Origin of the sequence: Hydrogenophaga sp. (genome assembly GCF_030656115.1) — a bacterium.
Lineage (GTDB): Bacteria > Pseudomonadota > Gammaproteobacteria > Burkholderiales > Burkholderiaceae_C > Hydrogenophaga.
In genome coordinates, this window is the sequence record NZ_JAUSOO010000008.1 from 21,546 (window position 1) to 44,151 (window position 22,606).

Consider the following 22,606-nt stretch of genomic DNA (forward strand, 5'->3'; position numbering starts at 1 on the left):
GCCCGCTGGAGATCTTGATGAAACTTGGCTTTTGTTGCTTCGAAGTGGCGCACCCGTTGGGACCGCAGCACCACGGGCAACCCTTTCGCCACCCCAAGCCCGACAGGCGCCTGCTTCGGGTGCGGTTGTCGGCACCCCGAGGGGCGTTTGCTCGGTTGGGGGGCATCCTGCCAACCACCGATGCTGCAAGGTGTTAGAGAATGTACTTACATTTACTCCGCTCCCATGCGTTGCCATGCCTCACCATTCTCCTCACAAGACGGTTGCCCTGTCATCGTTGGTCAACCACGAGCCGGTCACCATCGCACCCGACACACCGTTGGCCGAGGTTTTGGCCATCATGGAACATCGCAAGATCGGGTGTCTGCTGACGGTGGATGAACAACACCGGCCTGCAGGCATCTTCACCGAGCAAGACGCGGTGCGGTTGTTGGTCGGCACGTTGGGTGAGCAACGACAGCCACAGACCATGGCTGACGTGATGCAACGGCCCGTTTTTGCACTGGCCGCCACGGTGGACTGCCGCGATGGCTTCCGTGAAATGATCTCGCGGCGCTTTCGCTATTTGGCGGTGGTTGATGCATTGGGCAAGCTGGTGGGGGTGGTCAGTGAAGGTGACTTCATGCGCTACCTGGGTTTTGAGCGCATGTTCGAACTCAAAACCGTGGCCAGCGCCATGACCCTGAACCCCTTGGCACTGGACGGCACCGAGACCCTGGACCGCGCAGCCCGCCTGATGGCCGACAAGCGCATAGGCTGTGTGTTGGTGACCCAGGGTGGAGCGCCTGTGGGTCTGGTGTCTGAGCGTGACATGGTGCGGTTCTCGCGCATGGGGCCTGCGCAGCTGCAGCGCCCGTTGGCCGAGGTGATGTCTGGACCCCTCCAAACCGTGCGCCCCGACATGCCGCTGCAAGAGGCCGCGCACCACATGGAAGCTTTCCATATTCGCCGTTTGGGTGTGGTGGAAGAGGGCCGGCTCGTGGGCATCCTCACCCGGCACGATGTGGTCAAGGCGCAGCAAGGGCGCTACATCGAATACCTGCACGAAACCATCCAGCGCCACCACCACGAGGTGCAGAAAGCCCATGCCGAAATGGGTTTGCTGAGCCAAAAGCTCAAGGCCTACAAGCTGATGGAGCATGTCAGCGACGCCATTCTGGTTGCGCAGGCCGACACGGGCCAGGTGGTGGAGGCCAACGCCAGTGCCTGCCGCTTGCTGGGCTACGAGCACACGGCTTTGCTCCGGGTCAGGCTCGACAGGTTGCTGCGCCCCAACCGCCCTGACAAGGGATGGGCCAGCCTGGGCGACAGTTTGCCCCCACACGGTCGGGGTACGTTCCACCTCGATCTGCTCACCAGCGACGGCCGCTCGGTGCCGTGCCAGGTCGATATCCGTCAGGTGAGTGAAGACGGATCCGATCACATCGTTCTGGTGGCCCGCGATATGTCCGACCTGATGGCGCAGAGCGATCAGATTCGCCTCCAGATCCAGGCGCTCAATGCCCTGGATCACGCGGTGGTGATCACCGACATCACGACGTCGGTGGTGTGGGCCAATGCCGCCTTCACCCGGTTGACCGGCTACGAATTGGCCGAGGCGGTGGGCCGCAAGCCCGCCGAACTGGTCAAATCAGGGAAGCAAGACAAAGCGTTTTACGAGCGCATCTGGTCCACCATTCTGGCGGGCAACGTGTGGCGCGGTGAGTTGATCAACCGACGCAAAGACGGGCAGTTGTACGACGAAGAAATGGCCATCACCCCCATTTATGCGGGAGCGGACGGGGTCATTACCAACTTCATTGCCGTCAAGCAAGACATCACCGAACGCAAGGCGCAAGAAGCGAAGTTGCGGCAGCTGTCGATCACCGACCCCTTGACCGGGGTTGAAAACCGCCGGGGTTTTATGGTGCAACTGGAGCGGCTGCACGCCCGCCAGCGCCGCCACGGACATCCGTTGTCGGTGCTGATGTTTGACCTCGACTGGTTCAAGCGGATCAACGACCAGCACGGCCACGCCGTGGGCGATGAGGTGCTCAAACGCGTGACTCAGCTGGTGGGGCAGCGTTTGCGCCGCAGCGACCACCTGGGCCGCCTGGGCGGCGAAGAGTTCGCGGTGCTGCTGCCCGACACCCACCTGGACGGCGCCCACGCAACCGCCCTGGAGCTGTGTCAGAGCGTGGCCATGGAACCGGTCATGACCGCGGGGGGGCCGATACCGGTCACGGTCAGCGTGGGGGTGGCCGAGGTGGGGTCGACCGACGCCAACCCGGAAGATGCCCTGGTGCGTGCCGACCTGGCGCTCTACCGGGCCAAGGCCCAGGGACGCAACCGGGTGGTCATGGCCGAGCCCGAACTCACCGCCGAACGGTTGACACCATGAACCTGCGTCTTCGGCGGCCGTTGTGGCAGACCCGCTGGCCGAGGGTGGTCTGGGTCTTGTTGGGCGCGCTGTGGCTGGTCTCTTGCAGCCCCGCTCCCCCAGCCGCTCTTTGGCGCATTGCCGTCAACCCCTGGGTGGGTTACGAGCCTTGGGTGTTTGCGCAGGAAATGGGCGCGTTGCCCCCCGCCGTGCGCGTGGTGGAGCTGGCTTCCAACACCGAAACCAAGCGCGCTTTTCGCAACGGGCTGATTGAGGTGGCCGCCCTCACGTTGGACGAAGCGCTGCGCCTGGCCGATGAGGGGCAGGCGCTGCATATTGTGGCGGTGCTCAGCGACTCGGCCGGGGCCGATGCCGTGCTGGCCAGGGCCGATGTTGCCGCCAGCCTTGCCGCATCCACGTCCACATCGGCTCCCTCGAAGGCCATGCAGCCGTTGCGCATTGGGCTGGAGCGCACCGCGCTGGGTGAGCTCATGCTGGCGCACTGGCTGGACAAGGCACGCCTCACCCTGGCCGATGTGCAGCCTGTCCACATGGAGGCGGCGGACCATGAAAATGCCCTGACCAGCCGCCAAGTGGACATGCTGGTGACCTTTGAGCCCATGAAAACCCGTCTGGAGCAGCGCGGTGCTGTCAAGGTGCTCGATACCCGCGAACTGCCCGGCGAGGTGGTCGATGTGTTGGTGGCACGCCCCGGCCTCGACACCACCCGGCTGGCGGAATTGCTGCTGGCCTGGGACCACGCACGCCAACGTCTGACGCTCGTTTCGGGCCCGCCGCCGTGGCTGGCTGCGGGTGTGGACTTGACCCCCACGCAGTACCTGCAAACCTTGGAAGGTTTGCGGTTTTTGTCGCTGGCCGACATGCTCCAGCGCCTGCAGCCCGACCTGTCCCAGACGGGCCCAGCCGCTGCGCCGCTGGCTCAAGGCGGTCAGGCCATGAGCACCGTCTTGCAAAGCCTGGGGCTGATCCGCCAGCCACCCGATTGGGTCAGCCTGCTCAACCCCGCTCCGTTGGCATTGGCGTTGACGCGGGCGCCGCAGTCGGCCACCGCCGCAGCGGACCATCCGTCGGTGTCTGGAGGGCGGCCATGAGCGCTGCGCGCGCCCCAGATGTGCCTGCCCATGGCGCCGCGCCGCCCGCACGGCCCTGGATCGTGCGCTGGTTTGCACACTGGCCCTCGCGCTATTCCATTCCGTTGATCGTGGTCTGCGTGGTGCTCCCGGTATGGCTGTGGATCAACGTCCTGAGCTGGGCGTCCGTGCGCCACAACGTGGTGCAGGACGCACAGGCGACCTTGCGGGACCGGCTGCACCTGGAGCAAACCCGGCTGGAAACCCAGCTGGGTAGCGATACCGCCCAAGGCAGTTGGCTCGGCGTGCGCCGGCTCGTCGGTGCCTGGGGTTTGTATCCCGGCGTCACCCACGTCTGGTTGGTGGACGCGCACGGTCGGGTGCGGGCTTCCTTGTCCCGCCGCGATGTGGGGCAGCCGCTGGCGTCGGTGCTTCAGGCCATGGCCGATCCGACACTGGCTTCCGCCTGGGGTCTGCACCGGAATGGGGCCGCCAGCGCCGCTGAGCATGCCGCCCAAACCCACGTTTTGTCGGATGAAAAGACGGTGTTGCTCGGGCATGTCAGTGTCTATCCGCAGCACCAGTTGTTGGTGCAGGTGGACAGTGCCGGCGCCGTGGCGCAGGCCTGGAACATTGCGCGTGTGCGCACACTGCGCGAAACGGCAACGGTGTTGCTGTTGTTGGCGTTCATCACCTGGCTGGTTCACCGCACCTGGATACAGCGCATGGAGCACCTGAAGGCCACGGCCACGGCCTTGGGTCAGGGCCATTGGTTGGCCCGCACGGGCATGCACGAATCGGACGAACTCGGTGGCATTGGCCGGGCGATGGATCACATGGCCGAGGCCTTGCAGCAGCAACACCAGCACCTGCACACGGTGGCCAATGCATCGCCGGCGTTGCTGTGGACGTCTGGACTGGACAAAGGTTGTGACTGGTTCAACGAGCGCTGGTTGGCTTTTACCGGGCGCACGTTGGCGCAAGAGCGGGGCAACGGGTGGGCCGAGGGTGTTCACCCCGAGGATTTCGCCCGATGTCTGGCCGTGTATGTCGCGTCGTTCGATGCGCGCGAGGCGTTTTCAAGGGAGTACCGGCTGCGTCGCCACGATGGTGAATACCGGTGGATGCTCGACCAGGGCACGCCCCGCCTGGACGCACAGGGGGTGTTTGTGGGTTTCATGGGTTCTTGTCTGGACATCACCGACATCAAAGCGCTGGAAGCCCAGCTGCTGGCCCAGGCCGACTTCTTCCGCGTGCTGGTTGAGCGGGCCACCAGCTTCATCACCGTGAACGACATTCAGGGCCGCCGCCTGTACGCCAACCCCGCCTACCGCGAATTGCTGGGCGACGAGCGTGCCCAGCCTGGCCGGCTGTCGTGGGACGATGTCCATCCCGATGACCGGGCCGCTTTGCAGTGTGTCTTTGACGAGACGGTGCGCACCGGCGTGGGGCAGACAGCGCGTTTTCGGTTGATCACCGCTCAGGGCGAGGTGCGCCATCTGTCGTCGCATGGCGGTGTGATCCGCCTGCCCGATGGCCGTGTGAGCCAAGTGGTGGTGTCGCACGATGTCACCGCACAGGTCCAGGCCGAAGAGAACTTGCGCCAAGTCAACGCTGGTTTGGAGCAGCGCGTGGCCGAGCGCACGGCCGAGTTGCAGGCCGTCAACCAGTCGCTGGAGAGCTTTGTGTATTCCGTCTCGCACGACCTGAAAGCGCCGCTGCGCGGCGTGGACGGTTACAGCCGCCTGCTGGAGCACGACCACCTGACCCAACTCGATGCCGAGGGGCGCTTGTTTGTGGCGCAAATCCGCTCGGGCGTGCACCGCATGGAGCAGCTGATTGACGATTTGTTGGTCTACTCGCGCATGGAGCGCCGCCACCTGGAGCTGCGCCCGCTGCCGCTGGCAGAGCAGCTCAGCGACGCACTGGCGTTCTCGCAAGCCGCCCTGGAGGCCCAGCACTGCAGCGTCAGCACCGCCTGGGACGACAGCGTGGTGTGGGCCGATGCCACCGGCCTGGCCATGGTCCTGCGCAACCTGCTGGGCAACGCCATCAAGTTTTCCGCCCAGGCTGCGTCGCCGTGTATGGAGGTGGGTTGCCAGCGCGGCAACGGTGTGGCCCGCGTGTGGGTGCGCGACAACGGTGTGGGCTTTGACATGAAGTACCACGACCGCATTTTTGAGATGTTCCAGCGCCTGCACCGCCAGGAAGCCTTTCCCGGCACCGGCATTGGGCTGGCGCTGGTCAAAAAAGCGGTGGAGCGCATGCACGGCCGGGTATGGGCCGAGAGCCAGCCCGGCGCTGGCGCCACCTTCTGGCTGGAGCTGCCACTGGCCAGCCCATGCGCTGCGGATGCCGGACTCGGCCAGGGGCCATCCGGTGCGCAGCACCCCTGACGCCGATGGCCCTGCCAACGCGCCCATCTGTTGCATTCGTTACAACAGTTGTATCTGTTGCATTTTTTCACCAAGTCCATGCAGGCCAACCCACCCCGCTGACCCACCCATGTTCCTGGTGGAAGACAACCCGGTTGACTTGGTCTTGACCCTGCGCGCCTTCAAAACCGACCCGGTGGTCCGCCGCGTGCCGGTGGTCATGCTCAGCACCTCGCAAGAGGTGTCCGATGTCAATATCGCCTATGACAATGGGGCCAACTCCTATATCGTCAAGCCGGTGGGTTTTGACGATTTCATGGCCGTGGCCCAGCGCATTGAGCGCTATTGGTGCGGTGATAATCTGCCACCCGAGCCTCCGCTGCTGGGTCGTGCCAGCGCCCATGAAGAGCACACCTATCGAATGCCGTCATGACCCTGAAGCACATCCTCTATCTTGAAGACTCGCAGGCCGATGCCGACCTGGCTCGCCTCTATCTTCAGCGCAGCCTGCCCAGCGTGGTGTTGACGCTGGTGCACGCCCAGCACGAGGCACTCGACCTGTTGTCCCAGGCGGCCAGTGGCCAGCGCGTGCCGTTTGATCTGTTGTTGACCGATGTGGCCCTGCCCGATGGCTCGGGGCTGGACCTGTTGCGTGCCGTGCGCGATGCCGGCTGGCCCATGGCGGTGGTCATCGTGACCGGCCACGGCGACCCCGAGGCGGCCGTGTCGGCCATCCAGGCCGGGGCCAACGATTACCTGGTGAAGCGGGACGACTACCTGGAAACTCTGGGTGCCCACCTGCAAGCCGCCTGGGTGCGGTACCAGCAAATGCAGGTGACGATTCGCCACTCGTTGCGGGTGTTGCTGGTGGAGCACAACGCTTTTGGCTTGGACCTGGCCCTGCGCCACATGCAAAAGCACGCGCCGCACATCCACATGACGGCGGTGTCTTCGGCACACCAGGCGTTGAAACGCCTGCCCCTGAACGAGCAGCAGCCTTGCGAGTGGGATGTGCTGGTGGTCGATTGCCACATGCCCAGCATGGACGGACTGGAACTGCTGGATGTGGTGCGCCAGCAGCGCAAGCTTGACCTGCCCGTGGTGCTGGTGACCGACCACGGCAGCGAAGACATGGCCGTGCTGGCCCTGCTGCGCGGGGCCAGCCACTACATGGTCAAGCACACCGGTTACCTGTACGCCATGCCCACGGTGCTCGACAGCGTGCACCGCCAGCACCTGCTGGTGCACGAGCGTGCGGCGCTGTGGGCGGCCCAGCAAAAACTCGACCACCTGTTGGTCGCCGGTGCGGTCGTTCTGTTCAGCATGGCGTGGGATGGCCCCAGCCTGTCTATCCACTGGGTCAGCAGCAACATCCAGCCCTTGCTGGGCTTTACCGTGGCGCAGACGTTGGCACCCGGCTGGTGGACCCAGCATGTGCACCCCGACGATCTGGGTGTCATGACCCCCACCGCGGAGTGGTTGCAACAGCCCCGCCCCTGGGTTCGGGAATACCGGATGCAGTCCCATGGGGGCCACTGGGAATGGGTGCGTGAAGAGCTCAACGTGGACCACGGTGCCGAAGGCACGTTCAACGAGGTGACGGGCACCTGGGTCTTGGTGACGGGCGACAAACGCACCCAACTCATGGAGCACGCACGCACCGAGCTGCTCACCAAGTTGCTGGCCGGGGCCGATCTGCTGGCGTTGCTGCGCCAGATTGCGTTGGGCCTGGAAGGGCTTGACCCCAGCATGCGAGCCTCCATTCTGCTGCGCGATGAGCACACGGGCAGCCTCCGGCTGGCGGCTGCCCCCAGCATGCCCGAGTCGGTCAACCGGGCCATTGACGGTTTGCACCCTGCCGATGGCGAGGGGGCTTGCGGCACGGCGGCTTTTACAGGCCAGCCCGTGTGGGTGAGCGACATCAGGACACATCCTTTCATGGCGGCCTACCGCTCGCTGGCCAGCGAGGAAGGGCTGCTGGCCTGCTGGTCCGTGCCTTTCAAGGGTGGTCATGCCAACGCCCCCGACCAAGTGGGTGGCACCCTGGCGGTGTACTTCGACACCGTGCGCACGCCCACCGCTCCCGAGCAGGCGATGCTGCACGAGTTTGCCAACCTGGTGGCGCTGGCCGTGCAGCGCACCCGTGCCCGCGACGAGCTGCAACGCGCCGCCGCCGTGCTGCAGTCCACCCGCGATGCCGTCGTCGTCACCGACCTGACCCCGGCCATCGTCAGTGTCAACCCCGCGTTCGAAACCGCGTCGGGCTACAGCGCTCAGGAGGTGCTCGGCCAAAACCCGAGCCTGATGTCTTCAGGGCGGCACGACGTGGCGTTTTACCGTGCTCTGTGGTCCAGCCTGCTGGCCCACGGCAGCTGGGAGGGCGAGTTGTGGAACCGGCGCAAAAACGGGGAAATTTACCCCCAGTGGCTCACCATCCACCGCCTCAACAACCCGCAAGGCGAAGCCACCCACTACGTGGGCGTGTCCACCGATCTCTCCCGCCTGCGCCGCACCGAAGCCGAATTGGCCCACCTGACGCACCACGATCTGCTCACCGGTTTGCCCAACCGCCTGTTGACCTTGTTGCGCCTGGACGAAATGGTTGAACGCTGCACCAAGTACGGTCAGCGGGTCGCGGTGCTGCACCTGGACGTGGTCCGCTTCAAACTCATCAACGACAGCCTGGGCCACCCGGCCGGTGACGAACTGCTGCAGCAGGTGGCGCGTCGGCTGCAAGCGGTGATAAACCCCGACCACCTGCTGGCTCGGCTGGGGGGTGACGACTTTGTGCTGTTGATGGAAGCGGTGAGCACCCCCCGCGAAGCCGCCTTGATGGCCCGCCAACTCACGCTGCAAATGGACATGCCCTTTGTGCTGGCCGGCGAGCATGAAGTGTTTGCCGATCTGAGCGCGGGCATCAGCCTCTACCCCGACGATGCCGACTCCCCCCAGACCCTGATGGCCCATGCCGAGGCGGCCATGTTCCAGGCCAAGCGGCAGGAGCGTCACGCCTTCCGTTTTCACACCCGCGCCCTGACCGACTCCGCCCGCCAGCACCTGGCCCTGGAAGCCCGTCTGCACCGCGCACTGGAAGGCGATGAAATGGTGCTGCACTACCAGCCGCTGGTGGATGCCGCCTCGGGTCGCATCAAGGGTGTGGAGGCGCTGGTGCGCTGGCAGCCACCGGGTCAGGCCTTGGTGCTGCCCAGTGAGTTCATTGCGCTGGCCGAAGACTCCGGCCTCATCGTGCCGCTGGGCAACTGGGTGTTGCGCACGGCTTGCCGCCAGGCCAGGCAATGGCTGGATGCAGGCACGCCCCTGGTGGTGGCGGTCAACCTGTCGGGCCGGCAGTTTCAGGCCACCGATGTGGCTGTGCTGGTGGCCCAAGCCCTGACCGAGGCCAGGCTGCCGGCCCAATGGCTGGAGCTGGAGCTGACCGAAAGCATCATCATGGACAGCGCCGAACGCTCCATCGTGGCCTTGAAAGCCTTGAAAGCCCTGGGCGTGCGTCTGGCCATCGACGACTTCGGCACCGGCTATTCATCGCTGAGCTACCTCAAACGCTTCCCGCTGGACAAGCTCAAGATCGACCAGAGTTTTGTGGCCGGCATGTCCTCCGACGCCAACGACCTCGCCATCGCCACCGCCGTGGTGGCGATGGCCCACAGCCTGGGTCTGGAAGTGCTGGCCGAGGGGGTAGAGACGGCGATGCAACTCGACATGCTGCGCACCCTGGGTTGTGAAACCGTGCAGGGCTACTTGCTGGGCCGCCCCGTGCCGGCCGAGCAGCTGAACCCTTCGGCGATTTTGATGGGTTGATGTTGCGCGAACCTCACCCAAACTGTGCGGCATGCACGGTGTCGAGTGATGGCGGGGTAGGTTCCGCCGCCCGCCCGGGTCATGCCACGGTGGGTGGTGCCAGGTAGCGTTGAGCAAACTCGGTGCTCGGCATGGGCGAGCTGTGCAGGTAGCCCTGACCCCGCTCGCAGCCCAGGTGGTGCAGCAGCCGGCGTTGGGCATTGTTTTCCACCCCTTCGGCCACCAGGGTGTGGCCCAGTTTGTGGGCCAGGGCAATCATGGCCTCGATCAGCACGCGGCCGCTGCTGTCCAGGTGCCGCGGTGGGTCCAGCACCAGGTCGCTCACAAAACTCTGGTCGATTTTGATCACCGTGATCGGCAGCGACTTCAGGTACGACAGGCTGGAGTAGCCGGTACCGAAATCGTCGATGGCCAGATCCACACCCAGATCGCGCAGCGCTTGCAACCGCTCCAGCATGCTGGGGGTGGGTTGCAGCAGGGCGCTTTCGGTCAGTTCAATTTGCACCAGGCTGGCCGGCACCTGGTTGTCCACCAGGTTTTTTTGCAGATCGCTCAGCCAGTGGGGTTGCAGCAAGTCGCTGGCGGTCTGGTTGATGGCCACCGTCCAGTGCGCGGGCCAGCGGCCTTCGGTGTGCCATTGGCCCAATTGCGTCACCGTTTCGGTCAACATCCAGCGGTCAATCAGCGGCAGCAAACCCACTTTTTCGGCGATGGGAATGAACTCCGCCGGGCTGGTCAGGCCATGGATGGGGCGTTCCCAGCGCACCAAGGCCTCCGCTCCCACCACCGACATGTCCGCCAGGCTGAATTTGGGTTGCAGGTACAGCCGCAGCTCGCCGTGTTGCATGGCATTGGACAGTTCGGTCTGGATGGCAAACACCCGCGCGCCTTCTTCGCTCATGGCGCGCGTGTACACCTCGGCGCGGTCGCGCCCACCGGTCTTGGCCACGTACATGGCGGTGTCGGCGTTGCGCAGCAGTTCATCGCTGGTGTCGCCATCTTCGGGGTACATGGCCACACCCACCGAGGCGCGGGGGCGGTAGTCGTGCGTGCCCGACAGGCTCAGGGGCTGGCGCAAGGCCTCTTGCAGCTTGTGCGCCAGGTTCAAGGCGTCGGCACCCCGGGTCATGGGCAGCAGCATCACAAATTCGTCGCCCCCCATGCGGGCCACGGTGTCTTGCGAGCGCACGTTGTCGCGCAGGCGCTGGCCGATCGCACACAGCAATTCGTCGCCCACCAGGTGGCCCAGCGAGTCGTTGACTTCCTTGAAATGGTCCAGATCGGCAAACAGCACGGCAAAGGTCTGGCTCTGGCGTTTGGCCAGGGCCAGCAGCTGGTGCAGCCGGTCCATCAGCAACGCCCGGTTGGGCAGGCCCGTGAGGCTGTCGAAATGCGACAGGCGCTGCACCGCGGTTTCAGCGGCCTTGAGTTGAGAAACGTCGGTTTGTACTGCCACATAACCGGTGAGCTCCCCCGTGGGGCTGCGCAAGGCGCTGATGCTGCAATGCACGGTGTACAACGAGCCACTGACGTTGCGGTTGATCAGCTCTCCCTGCCAGTGGCCACGCTCACCCAGCGCCGTCCACATGTCCTTGTACACAGCCGCTGCCACCCGGCTGGAGCGCAGCAGACTGGGCTTGTGCCCCAGCACGGAAACCGACGAAAATCCCGACATTTTTTCAAACCCGGCGTTGACGCGCACGATGTGACCATCCACATCGGTGACGATGATGGCCTCGGTGGCGTGTTGGAACACGCTTTCGCTGAGCAACTGGGCTTGCTGGGCGACCCGCTCGGCAGAGATATCGTGCGAAATGCCCCCCACACCCAGAACGCGGCCCTCGGGATCGCACAAGGGGAACTTGCTGCTCATGAACACCTGCACCGGACGGCCGGGCTGACCGTGCATTTCTTCCACAGTGTTGATGGGTTGCCCAGTGAGCAGCACCTGCTGGTCGTTGGCATCTTGAACGATGGCATCGCGCAGCGGCATCACGGTTTCGCGGCGCGTGCCCCGGGCCCGGTCCGGGTGGATCTTGAGCCGCTCCAGCACCGCGCGGTTGGCCAGCATCAGCCCGCCCTGAAGATCGGTGGCGTAAATCAGATCACGGCTGCTGTCGAGCAAGCTCTGGTACAGGTGGCGGTCTCGTTCGCGTTGCTTTTCAGGCGTTCGGTCCACCAGCAGCACCAGAAAACGGGTGTCACTGTGGTAGGCCAGTGGCAGGCTGAGCAGGTGCATGTCAACGTGGTGCAACTGGCCGCTGTGGGTGGTCAGAGAAACAGCCTGCAGGCATTGGGCTTCTTGGCGCTGCCCAGCCCGCAGCGCTTTGAGCAGCTCGGTTTTGCTGGCCTGCGGCAGAGCGTGCAGCAAGGCCGTGGCGTGGGGGGTGTGCCGGTTGGCACGCTTCACCTCCGGTCCCATTCCCAGCCACTGGCGGGCGCTGAGGTTGGATTCGTACAAAAAGGCGTGCTGATCGATCACCAAGGCGGGCTGCGGCATGTGCTCGAACAGCAGTTGGTAACGGCTGCTCGCCAGTTCGGCCCGAAATTGCGTCTGGCGCAACTCTTCGTTCTGGATTTCCAGCTCTATCTGGTGCGTGCGCAGCGCTTCCTGAAGGTGTTCTGTGTCCCGGTCCTGCGCGTTGTCTGGTGGTGCGCTGGCGCCGGGTGCCTGGGGTCTGGCCTGGGCCTGTTGGTGCAAGTCTGGCGTTTGTGCCGTGTTGGGTGCGGCAGCCTCTGTGGCTTCGGGGGTGCCAACCGAGGGGGGCTGGGGTGGGTGTGTCATGGGTGCAACGGTCACAGAGGGGTTGCGGTGCGGGTCGGATGCCAGGCGGTGATGTCGATGTGGCTGACGACAGCGCCCGGCCGGTCCGGCTGGTGTGGCAGCTGCAGCGGCGCAGCGTGCATCACAAACCAGCGCGGCTCGGTGGTGCTGTTGCAGGGGTATTCCATGCAGAACTGCGCGCTTGAGCCCGACAACACCGCCCGCAGCCCCGATGCGGCCCGCTGGGCGTAGTCGGCATCCGGGCCTGTGGCCTGCTCGCAAATGCGCAGGTAATGGCTGCCCACGGCGGTGTTGGCGGGTGTGAGCACGCTGTTGTCTGTGGTGAACCCGTTCCAGGCGCGGTTGGTCATGGTGATCACGCCTTGGTGGTCCAGCACCGCAATGTGGGCGGTCATGGCGTCCAGAATGGTTTGCAACAGGTTGAGCCTGTGAACCGTGCTCATGTCCATGAAGCTCACCACCACGCCGTGCGAAGACGACGACGGAATGCGGTAAGGCAGCATCTTGACCAGGTAGTACCGCGGCTCGGGGTTGCGCAGTTCCCGCACTTCTTTTTCGCTGGGCTGGCTGCGCAGCAAGGCGCTGCGCAGGTCGTCCATGAAGTCGGGGTAGTCCAGCGAGTGGGTCAAATCCTCCAGCGGACGGCCAATGTCGGTGGTGCGCAACCGGAAAATCTGTGCCGCATCGGGGCTGAAGCGGGTGAGTTGCAGGTGCTCGTCCACAAACACCGTGCCCGACGACACCACGCGGGCCAGGTTGTCGAGGTCGGCGTTCACGCGGTTGAGGATGTCGATTTTTTCCTGGTACTCCGCGTTGACGGTGTTGAGCTCCTCGTTCACCGATTGCAATTCTTCGTTCGAGCTTTGCAGCTCTTCGTTGGAGGCCATCATTTCCTCGTTGGTGGCCTGCAGCTCCTCGTTCGAGGTTTCCAGCTCTTCAATGGTCGCTTGCAGACTCTCGCGGGTGGCCGCCAACTCGTGCTCCAGCACCTCCAGCCGCTCCGAGGTTTCGGAGCCAATGTCCACCTGCGTGGGCCTGTCGGTGCGCTCCGGGCTGTTGACGGGTTCGAAGGTGAGCAGCGTCAGGCGCTCGCCGTCCACTTCGCCCACCGGCCAGGCACTCAGGCGCAACGGCGTCTTGACCGGCTCCTGGTTGGGCTGCCCCGGGTTGGGCGGCAGGGTGAGTCGGACCACATCCGATGTCACGCTGGTGTTTTCGCGCGCACTTTTGAACAGCAGCGCCGCCGCCACCGGAATCAGTGCGTCGGGCAGGATGCGGCTCAGGTCCAGGCTGGGCTGGCCTTCGCGGATACGCAGAAACGCATGCACCTCGCCGTAAGAGTGCACCAGTTGGTGGCTGCTGTTGACCAAAATGGCCACCGGCGGGGCAAATGCCTTGAGCAAAGTGGCATAACCTCGATCAACCGCCCCTTCACCCAGGCGCGAGAGGCTGTTGCCGACCGATGGGCGGCGTGCCAACGCCAGTGCCGACACATTGCTGGCGGTGCCCCGCGATAGGTCCATCGGCAGCGAACTCGGCCGCAGCACCTGCCAGATTTTGTGGCGCATCGACAGGGTCTGAAAGTCCAGTTGCAAGTCACCCAGCGACTCGCTGGAGCCCAGAAACAGGTAGCCCTTGGGGTTCAGCGCGTACTGCATGCGCCGCAAGGCCCGTTCTTGAGCGGTGTTTTTGAAGTAAATGAGTGCGTTGCGGCACACCACCAGATCCATCTTGGTGAAGGGTGGGTCGTTCAGCAGGTTGTGGCGGGCAAACACGATGCATTGGCGCAGCTCGTTTTTGACCACAAAGCTGTTGCCCCTCTTGATGAAAAACCGCTCCAGCTGCTGGGGCGGCACTTCGGCCACGATGGACTCGGGGTACACGCCCGCCCCGGCGGTCTCCATGTTGAGCTGCTCCACATCGGTGGCAAAAATCTTCAGCGCGGGCCAGCGTTTCACCTGGTCAAACGCCTCCAGGAACAGCATGGCAATGGAGTAGGCCTCTTCGCCCGTGGACACGGCAGCGCACCACACCCGGATGGTCTGACCGGCCTCTTTGCCCGCCACGATGGGATCGACCACCTGGCGCATCAGTGCATCGAACGATTCGGTGTCGCGAAAGAAACGGGTCACCGGGATCAGCAGCTCGCGGCGCAGGGTCAGCACCTCGGCGCGGTCCTGGTTCAGCAGGGCCAGATACGCCTCCAGGCCACCCACCTGCCGCACGGCCATGCGGCGCTCAATGCGGCGCATCACCGTGCCAAGCTTGTATTCCTCGAAGTTGATGCCACCGAGCTGCAGCAGCAGATGCAGGATGCCCGAGAGGGCCGCCTCCGGCCCCACCGCCAGCGCCTGCCCGAGCGGGTGGCGGGCGGCATCGCTCAGCGGTGGCTGGTTGGTGATGTGGGCCACGATGCGCTCGGCCATGGCCTCCACGGGCAAGATGGCATCGACCAGACCGGTGGCAATCACGCTGCGGGGCATGCCGTCGAACTTGGCGTTTTCGGGGTCCTGGGCCAGCAGAAAACCGCCCGCCTCGTTGATGGCGCCGGCCCCGCGTGTGCCGTCCGAACCGGTGCCCGACAGCACCACGCCCACCGCGTGGTCGCCGTGGTGGGTGGCCAGCGACTGGAAAAACACGTCAATGGGCAGCGTCAGCGTGCGCGGGTTCTTCGGTGTCAGCCGCAGCAGCCGACCGTCCATGTGCATGATCGAGCCGGGCGGGATCAGGAACACCTGGTTGGCGGCAATCGGCAAGTTTTCTTCCACCACCACCACCGGCATGCGCGTGCGGCGGGCCAGCAGGCTGGCCATCATGCTTTTGTGGTCGGGCGAGAGGTGCTGAATGACCACAAAAGCCGCGCCAGAGTCGGCCGGCAAGCTGGCAAACAACTTTTCCAGCGCATCCAGGCCGCCGGCCGATGCACCAATGGCCACCACGTGCAGCGGCTTGTCAAGGTGTTCGTCCGGCGCCGAGTCCGGCATGTCCCGGTTGTCTTCCCACTGAAACGGGTGGGCCGGTGGGCTGAGGCTGAACGGGGTGAGGCGTGTGGGCATGGGTGCGTTTTGACGGGGGTATTGGCGCGGGGTACGTTCAGCGCCCATTGTCCATTGGACGCCGTTCCGGTGCTCGTGCCGAAGAGGGGGAAAAACGTTCGCGCCACGGCATCCACCCGCCCTGCCAACCCCTCCAGTTCCAACGAACAACCTCAGTGCCACTTTGGCGGGAGGGGCTGAGGCCACTTGGTGCCCGAAGCGGCGTGTGCTGGCGGTCCTGCCCGAGAGATCCCGAGCGGGCATCCAGGGTACGGACAGGTTGGTGCACTCCACACATGCCATACTTAAACGCCGTGCGCGCGGTTCTAGATTCTATTTTCCAGCCCGTTAATATTTGCCAGCCAAAAGGCCCTCTGCACTTGACTCACTTCAGAAACTTGTTGGTGCAACCGCAATTTTTCCCGTACCCGCTTGTGCGCCTGGGCATTCCGGCCAAGCTTTTTGTTCAACCACCGCCTGCGTTCGTGGCCCATCGCCATGCCGCCGGCGGTTTTCACGCAGCGGTCCGGCAACGGCGCACTTGACTTCGAGAGTCCACCTTGTCCTCCCTCTATCTTGAACATTTCCGCTTGAGCGAACCGCCGTTTGGCCTCACGCCCAACGGCAGGTTTTTTTTCGAAGGGTCTGCCCGCAGAGCCATTCTGGAGGCCTTGCAGCACGCGGTGCTGGACGACGACGGCATCATTGTGGTGGTGGGCGAGGTCGGCAGTGGCAAAACCATGCTGTGCCGTGTGCTGGCCGATCGCCTGCCACGCGACAAGGTGGAGCTGGTGTACCTGGCCAACCCGTCCTTTGGGCCGGGTGAAATCCTGTACTCGCTGCTGGCCGACTGGGGTTTGCAGGCGCCCGCGGGCAAGCCGCCGTTGCTCGTCATTCAGGAAGCCCTGATGGAGCGCCATGCCCAGGGGATGCATGTGGTGGTGCTGATCGACGAGGCACAGGCCATGTCGCCCGAGTCGCTGGACGAAATCAAGCTGCTCTCCAACCTGGAAACCTCGCAGCGCAAGCTGCTGCAAATCGTGTTGTTTGGCCAGCCGGAACTGGACCAACTGCTGGCCCTGCCCCGGCTGCGCCAGGTGCGAGACCGGGTGGTTCACCGCTTTGACCTCACGCCGCTCAACGACGACGATGCCTGCGCCTATGTGTACCACCGCCTGCGCCGGGCCGGCTGGCAGGGTGGGGCGCTGTTTGAGTCCAAAGCCTTGCTGCAGCTGGTCAAGGCTTCGCATGGGCGTGCCCGGGCCATCCATCTGCTGGCCGACAAGGCTTTGCTGGCCGCCTTTGCCCAGGGCGCGCAGCAGGTGAGCGCCAGCCATGTGCAGCGGGCCATTGCCGATTTCAAGCTGCTCGCAGCCCCCGAACGGCTGGCGGTGGGGCCGCGTGGCGCGGCTGCGCTCTGGAGCGGCCACGGCCTTTTGTTGGGCGTGGCAGCGGTGGGCGCGTTGTTGGTGCTGGGTATGGGGTTGGGCTACGTTCTGAGCAAGACCCAACGGCCCAACCCGGTGGCGCTGGTGTCACCAACCCCGAACAGTCCCTCTGTGCCCGCCGTGACCGGGGTCGTGACGCCTGCTGCCGTTCTCGCGCCCGCCGTGTCGGCCCCGGCGCCGGATGCGGCGGCTGCACCCACGCCCAACCCGGCTCCGGTGGAGACATCGGCACCTTCGGCCGCTGCCTCGCCCGCCGTGTCGGTGGCGGTTTCTGCCCCACCCGCAGCCCCGGCCGCTCCCGCCGTGGCCTCCGATGCGCCCACCGGTGTTTCGGCATCTGACGACCTGGCCAACCGCTACGCGCTTCTGCCAGCGGCTTTGCGCGACGGAGTGCTGCGCACCCGCCAGGTGTTTGACAACACGGCTGAAGACGGCTGGACCGTTCAGATCGGCATTGCCACCGACGTGCCCGCCGCCATGCGCCTGCTGAACAGTCTGAAAACCCAGGCACCCGTGTGGGTGCATGACCGCCAGTACGCCAACCAGCAGACCCCCAGCTGGGCCGTGTATGCGGGGCTTTATGCGTCCCGCAATGAGGCTGCGCAGGCGGTACCCGAGTTTGTCAACGTGGCGGCCAAAGCCGGCCGGCCCATGGTGCGAAGCTTGCAACGCATCCGCACCGAAACCTACCCCGAGCGCGCTCCGTCATGATTCCACGCCACCTCCCCGCACACCGTTGGTTCCGCTGGAGCCGTGTTGGCCGTATCCCCAGCCCTCAGCACGCTGAAGGTGCGGGGCCGGCCGCCGCGGTGGTGCCCGCTGGCCAACCCCGTGCGGGCGCCTGCGGGCCGCTGCAGACGCTCCTGTTGGCCGTGAGCCTGGCCGTGTCGGCCTGCGCAGCCCCGCCCCGAGAGCCCGGTTTGGGCCACCTGCGACCCGACGCCCAACCCCAGGGCAAGCCCCCCGAGCTGGTCGATGCGCCCCTGCTGCCCCCGCAGCCGCGCCCGGGCCGCACGAAGGCCGAGGTCTATTCGGTCAGCGTCCACAACCTGGCCATTCGCGACCTGCTGTTTGCACTGGCCCGCGATGCCCGGCTCAACCTGGACGTGCACCCCGACCTGGCGGGCACCGTCAGCATCAACGCCATTGACCAGACCATCACCGAAATTCTCGACCGCGCCGCCATGCAGGTGGACATGCGCTACGAAGTGGAAGGGCGCAACCTGTTTGTGATGCCCGACGCGCCCGTGCTGCGCCACTACCGGGTCGACTACCCCAACGTGTCGCGCGAGGCGCGCAGCAGCGTCAGCGCCAGCAGCAGCGTGGGCGGCAGCGGCGCGGGCAACAGCTCCAGCAGCTCAATGGCCAACACGTCCAACAACCGCTTCTGGGACACCCTCACCCAAAACATCCGGGATTTGCTGCGCGAGACCGACAAACTGCTGCCAGAAGGCACGGCGACCGCAGCCGCTCCAGCGGCCGCCGCCGGCACGCCCAGCACAGTGGGTGGTGGTGCTGTGGCCCCAGCCGCAGCGCGCTTTCGCGAAGCCGCCTCCGTGATCGCCAACCCCGAAACCGGGGTCATCTCGGTGCGGGCCTCGTTCCGCCAGCACATGCGCATCCGCGAGTTCATGGACCGGGTGATGCTCAGCGCCGGACGGCAGGTGATGATCGAAGCCACCATCGTCGAGGTCAACCTGTCCGACCAGTACCAGCAGGGCATCAACTGGACGGTGTTCCGGCGTGGCCTGCCGCTGTTCCAGCTCGGGCCGTCGGGTGGCGACATGCCCTCTGGGGTGCCGATGAGCGGGGTCATTCCCAGCATGGCCGCCTTCACACCCTCCTACACCAGCGCCAGTGGACTCACGCAGATCAGCGCTGCGGTGCGCTTGCTCGAATCGTTCGGCAATACCAAGGTGCTCTCCAGCCCCAAGATCAGCGCACTGAACAACCAGGCAGCCTTGCTGAAGGTGACGGAAGACATCGTGTACTTCACCATCGACACCAACTACGTGGGTGCCACAACCACCTCGGCCGGCACCCTGACCGTGACGTCCCGACCCAATACCGTGTCGGTGGGCTTTGTCATGAGCGTCATGCCCCAGGTGGGTGACAGCGACCAGGTCACACTCATCCTGCGACCCACCCTGTCGCGGGTGGCCGGCTATGTGAACGACCCCGCTGTGTCCATCAACCTGGCCCTGGCCCGAGCCAGTGGCTCCGATGTGCCCGAGGTGGTGAGCCGGGTGCCCCAGATCCAGACGCGCGAGCTGGAGTCGGTCATCAAGGTGCGCTCGGGCGACACCGCCGTGCTGGGCGGCCTGATGCGCGAGAACTTCACCAGCAACACCGACCAGACCCCCGGCCTGGGCAACGTGCCGGGACTGGGCGAATTGTTCAAATACAAAAGCCGCGACAACGGCAAGAGCGAACTGGTGATTTTTTTGCGCCCCACGGTGGTGACCGATGCCAGCCTGGGCGGTGACTACCAGGCGTTTGAGTCACACCTGAGCGAAGCCTTGCGCGCCATGCCCGACCAGGCTGCTTATCCGTCGGGCGCTACCCAACCCACCCGGAGGCAGCCGTGAGCGTGCTGCTGGACGCCCTGCGCCGCAGCGAGATGAGCCTCGCAGCGCCCACCGCATCGGCCCCACCGGACCGGTCTGATGCGCCCGATACACTGACGCTTGGCCCGGGCCGGCTCCCCTCCGAGCCTTCCGATTCGCCGGTGTCGACGGCCCCCCCAGCCATGCCCGAGCAGCCTGAGCAGCCCGGGCCGCTGGACATGGGCACGGCACCTGCCGGTGCCCCCAGCCCTGCGCAGGCGGCGCGCAACCTGCTGAACGCTTCGGGGCCCGCTGTGGCCCATTCCGCCCGCCAGCGCAAGCTGTGGCTGGGCGCGGGCGCAGCCGTGCTGTTGCTGCCCATGGCGGGCTGGCTGGGCTGGATGGTTTGGGAAGATGCTCAGCCCACCAGCACCCTGGCCTTGGCGCCCCCGCCGGATGTGCCCGCCCTCCCTGCGGGCGAACCGCTGCCAGACAACGCCCCCCCCGCGGCGCCCATGCCTCCAGCCGGCGATGCGGCTGCCGTGGCTGAGCCGTCCCCAGCCGTGCCACTGGAAGCCCCCCGGGCCGTCGCAACCCCTTCCGCGCCGGCCCCTGCGGTTGCGGCCCCTGCCAAGGTGGAGCGAGCACCCGTTCAACCCGCCAGACCGGCTGCGCCCTCACCGTCCGCAGCACCCGCCGCGGCTTCGGCCTCTGCAAGCGCTGCAGCGGCTTCAACACCGACCAAACCGGTGGCTGCGCCGCCGGCCCGGGGCGCGGCGGCCCGTGCGCCGGTCGCTGCGCCGCCCACCGCCCAGCCCCTGCTGGTGCGTTCCGAAGCCAACCGCCAACTGCAAGACGCCTGGACGGCACTGGGCCAGGGCGATGCAACGCGCGCTTTGAGTCTGTACCGCCAGGTGCTTACCGAGCGCCCCGACGACCCCGACGCCGCCCTGGGCGTGGCGGTGGCGTTGCACCGGCAAAAAAACCTGCCCGAAGCCTGGGTGGCTTACCAGCGCAGCCTCAAGCTCTGGCCCGACAACGCCACCGCCCGCACCGGCTTGCTGGCCATCCTGTCCGAGTCCGATGCACAAACCGCCGAAAGCCGTCTGAACGAGTGGGTGCAGGCCCGCCCCCGCGACGCCGCCGCACAGGCCGCGTTGGGCAACCTGCTGGGGCGCCAATCCCGCTGGGCCGAGGCCTTGCCGTGGCTGGCCCGAGCCCAGTCGCTGGAACCCATGCAGGCCACCTACGCCTACAACCTGGCGGTGGCACTCGACCAGTCGCGCCGCTACACCGAAGCGGTGCAGCACTACCAACTGGCGTTGCAACTCGGCGGTGCGGGCGTGCCTGTGCAGCACATCAGCAGCCGGCTGCGCGAATTGGCCTACCTGGGCACGCCATGAGCACGCAGACCACAGCCAACCCATCGGCAGCGGTTCGCCGCCCCATGCGCCTGGGCGAACGCCTGCTGCAAATGGGCCTGGTCTCGGCAGACCAGATTCAGATTGCCCTGCTGGAGCAGCAAAAAACCGGCAAACAGATCGGCGACGCGCTGATCGCCATGGGTTTTGTCACCGAAGAGGCCATGCGCGAGGTGCTGGGCGCCACGCTGGGCCAGCAGACCATTCTGCTGCAGTCGGTGTTGGCCGAGCCCGAAGCGCTCAAGCGCCTGCCCAAAGACCTGGCCAGTCGCTTCCAGGCGTTTCCGGTGTCGTACAACCCTGAAACCAAAGAACTGGTGCTCGCCAGCCCCAAGCCCAACGACATCATTGCCGCCGACCAGATTCGCGCCCAGGCCGGCTTGGGGGTGCGCATTGCGTGGCGGCTGGCCAGTTCCGCCGATGTGCTGGCCGCCATCGACCAGTTCTACGGCTACGAACTGTCCATCGACGGCACCATCCACGAGATTGAAACCGGTCAGATCGACCTGCTGGCTCTCACGCAAGGGCGGGGCGGCTACAGCCACCCGGTGGTGCGCCTGGTCGATGCCTTGTTGTCCGACGCGGTGCACAAGCTGGCTTCCGACATCCACTTTGAACCCGAAGGGCAGTTCTTGCGCATCCGCTACCGCATCGACGGCGTGCTGCGCCAGGTGCGGGTGCTGCATGGCCGTTACTGGTCGGCCATGCTGGTGCGCCTGAAGCTTGTCTCCAGCATGAACATTGCCGAGAGCCGGGCGCCGCAAGACGGGCGCGTGTCGCTGTCCATTGGTGGACGCACGGTGGACTTTCGGGCCGCTGTGCAGCCCACCATCCACGGCGAGAACTTTGTGCTGCGCGTGCTCGATGCCAAGCGCGGCATTGTGGACTACGACAAGCTCGGCCTGACCGAGCGCCAGTACGGCTTGCTCAACCTCATGCTGGCCCGTCCCGAGGGCATTGTGCTGGTGACCGGGCCCACCGGCTCCGGCAAAACCACCACGCTGTATTCGGTGCTCAACCACCTCAACACCGAAAGCGTCAACATCATGACGCTGGAAGACCCGGTGGAATACCCCATCACCCGCATCCGCCAGACCTCGGTGGCCGACGGCAGCAAGATCGACTTCTCCGAGGGCATCCGCTCCATGATGCGGCAAGACCCCGACATCATTCTGGTGGGCGAGGTGCGCGACAAAGACACCGCCGAAATGGCCTTTCGCGCCGCCATGACCGGGCACCAGGTGTTTTCCACCTTGCACACCAACTCCGCCATCCGCAGCATTCCGCGTCTGAAAGACCTGGGCGTGGCGCCCGACGTGATCGCTGGCAACATCATCGGCATCGTGGCCCAGCGCCTGCTGCGCCGCCTGTGTTTGCACTGCCGCGAGCCGGTCGAGGTGGTCGCTGGCAGCCCCGAGGCCCGCATTTTGGGCGATGCGCACGCCGGCCACACCATTTACCAACAGCACCGCGGTGGCTGCGTGGCCTGCGACTACCAGGGCTACAAAGGGCGGCTGGCCATCATGGAGCTGCTGCGTTTTGACACCGAACTCGACGAACTCATCACCCGCAACGCCACCCTGGGCGAACTCACCGCGCACGCCCTGGCCCATGGTTTCATACCCATCGCCGAAGACGGTTTGCGCCGCGTGCTGGAAGGCATCACCAGCATCGACGAAGTGGGCCGCGTGGTCGATCTCACCTTGCGCTTGACGCGCTGAAAGAGC

At 65.5% G+C, this 22,606-nt stretch carries 11 protein-coding genes; 9 read left to right on the top strand and 2 right to left on the bottom strand.

The window, feature by feature from the left end:
• Nucleotides 1–235: 235 nt before the first annotated feature.
• The 5 genes from Q7J58_RS00860 (at nt 236) to Q7J58_RS00880 (ending at nt 9,644) form a co-directional block, all read left to right on the top strand.
• A complete protein-coding gene (locus Q7J58_RS00860) occupies nt 236–2,380 on the top strand; it encodes a diguanylate cyclase (RefSeq protein ID WP_304822064.1) in 2,145 nt (714 codons plus the stop codon).
• Nucleotides 2,377–3,471 (top strand): ABC transporter substrate-binding protein, encoded by a 1,095-nt coding sequence (locus Q7J58_RS00865; RefSeq protein ID WP_304822067.1) that lies wholly within the window; start codon nt 2,377–2,379, stop codon nt 3,469–3,471. The genes Q7J58_RS00860 and Q7J58_RS00865 overlap by 4 nt, the downstream gene beginning before the upstream one ends.
• Nucleotides 3,468–5,846 carry a PAS domain-containing sensor histidine kinase gene (locus tag Q7J58_RS00870; RefSeq protein ID WP_304822070.1) on the top strand — a complete coding sequence of 793 codons (2,379 nt, stop codon included), beginning with the start codon at nt 3,468–3,470 and terminating at the stop codon, nt 5,844–5,846. The genes Q7J58_RS00865 and Q7J58_RS00870 overlap by 4 nt, the downstream gene beginning before the upstream one ends.
• 109 nt (nt 5,847–5,955) lie before the next feature.
• Nucleotides 5,956–6,258, top strand: coding sequence for a hypothetical protein (locus tag Q7J58_RS00875; RefSeq protein WP_304822073.1), 303 nt, complete (start codon nt 5,956–5,958; stop codon nt 6,256–6,258).
• Nucleotides 6,255–9,644: an EAL domain-containing protein gene (locus tag Q7J58_RS00880; RefSeq protein ID WP_304822076.1), complete on the top strand. Its 3,390-nt coding sequence runs from the start codon at nt 6,255–6,257 to the stop codon at nt 9,642–9,644. Before Q7J58_RS00875 ends, Q7J58_RS00880 begins: the two co-directional genes overlap by 4 nt.
• A 79-nt stretch (nt 9,645–9,723) precedes the next feature.
• Here the strand turns inward: Q7J58_RS00880 and Q7J58_RS00885 are convergent, their stop codons facing one another.
• Nucleotides 9,724–12,429, bottom strand: a complete 2,706-nt coding sequence (locus tag Q7J58_RS00885; protein WP_304822079.1) for a GGDEF and EAL domain-containing protein — start codon at nt 12,427–12,429, stop codon at nt 9,724–9,726.
• 11 nt (nt 12,430–12,440) lie between these two features.
• Nucleotides 12,441–15,485 carry a CheR family methyltransferase gene (locus Q7J58_RS00890; RefSeq protein WP_304822081.1) on the bottom strand — a complete coding sequence of 1,015 codons (3,045 nt, stop codon included), beginning with the start codon at nt 15,483–15,485 and terminating at the stop codon, nt 12,441–12,443.
• 539 nt (nt 15,486–16,024) lie between these two features.
• Here Q7J58_RS00890 and Q7J58_RS00895 point away from each other — a divergent pair.
• From Q7J58_RS00895 to Q7J58_RS00910, 4 genes are read left to right on the top strand one after another with little or no spacing between them, the layout of a single operon-like run.
• Nucleotides 16,025–17,623: an AAA family ATPase gene (locus Q7J58_RS00895; RefSeq protein ID WP_304822084.1), complete on the top strand. Its 1,599-nt coding sequence runs from the start codon at nt 16,025–16,027 to the stop codon at nt 17,621–17,623.
• The gene (locus tag Q7J58_RS00900) at nt 17,620–19,500 is read left to right on the top strand and encodes a type II and III secretion system protein (protein WP_304822087.1); all 1,881 of its coding nucleotides are present in this window, start codon (nt 17,620–17,622) and stop codon (nt 19,498–19,500) included. The genes Q7J58_RS00895 and Q7J58_RS00900 overlap by 4 nt, the downstream gene beginning before the upstream one ends.
• Nucleotides 19,497–20,861: a tetratricopeptide repeat protein gene (locus Q7J58_RS00905; RefSeq protein WP_304822089.1), complete on the top strand. Its 1,365-nt coding sequence runs from the start codon at nt 19,497–19,499 to the stop codon at nt 20,859–20,861. Before Q7J58_RS00900 ends, Q7J58_RS00905 begins: the two co-directional genes overlap by 4 nt.
• Nucleotides 20,858–22,600, top strand: a complete 1,743-nt coding sequence (locus Q7J58_RS00910; RefSeq protein ID WP_304822092.1) for a type II/IV secretion system protein — start codon at nt 20,858–20,860, stop codon at nt 22,598–22,600. The genes Q7J58_RS00905 and Q7J58_RS00910 overlap by 4 nt, the downstream gene beginning before the upstream one ends.
• Nucleotides 22,601–22,606 lie beyond the last annotated feature (6 nt).

Bases quoted from the DNA above. Each gene is read 5' to 3' on its own strand.
- Q7J58_RS00910 (WP_304822092.1), top strand. From the start codon at position 20,858: ATGAGCACGCAGACCACAGCCAACCCATCGGCAGCGGTTCGCCGCCCC.
- Q7J58_RS00870 (WP_304822070.1), top strand. From the start codon at position 3,468: ATGAGCGCTGCGCGCGCCCCAGATGTGCCTGCCCATGGCGCCGCGCCG.
- Q7J58_RS00880 (WP_304822076.1), top strand. From the start codon at position 6,255: ATGACCCTGAAGCACATCCTCTATCTTGAAGACTCGCAGGCCGATGCC.
- Q7J58_RS00885 (WP_304822079.1), bottom strand. From the start codon at position 12,429: ATGACACACCCACCCCAGCCCCCCTCGGTTGGCACCCCCGAAGCCACA.
- Q7J58_RS00865 (WP_304822067.1), top strand. From the start codon at position 2,377: ATGAACCTGCGTCTTCGGCGGCCGTTGTGGCAGACCCGCTGGCCGAGG.
- Q7J58_RS00875 (WP_304822073.1), top strand. From the start codon at position 5,956: ATGTTCCTGGTGGAAGACAACCCGGTTGACTTGGTCTTGACCCTGCGC.
- Q7J58_RS00900 (WP_304822087.1), top strand. From the start codon at position 17,620: ATGATTCCACGCCACCTCCCCGCACACCGTTGGTTCCGCTGGAGCCGT.
- Q7J58_RS00860 (WP_304822064.1), top strand. From the start codon at position 236: ATGCCTCACCATTCTCCTCACAAGACGGTTGCCCTGTCATCGTTGGTC.
- Q7J58_RS00890 (WP_304822081.1), bottom strand. From the start codon at position 15,485: ATGCCCACACGCCTCACCCCGTTCAGCCTCAGCCCACCGGCCCACCCG.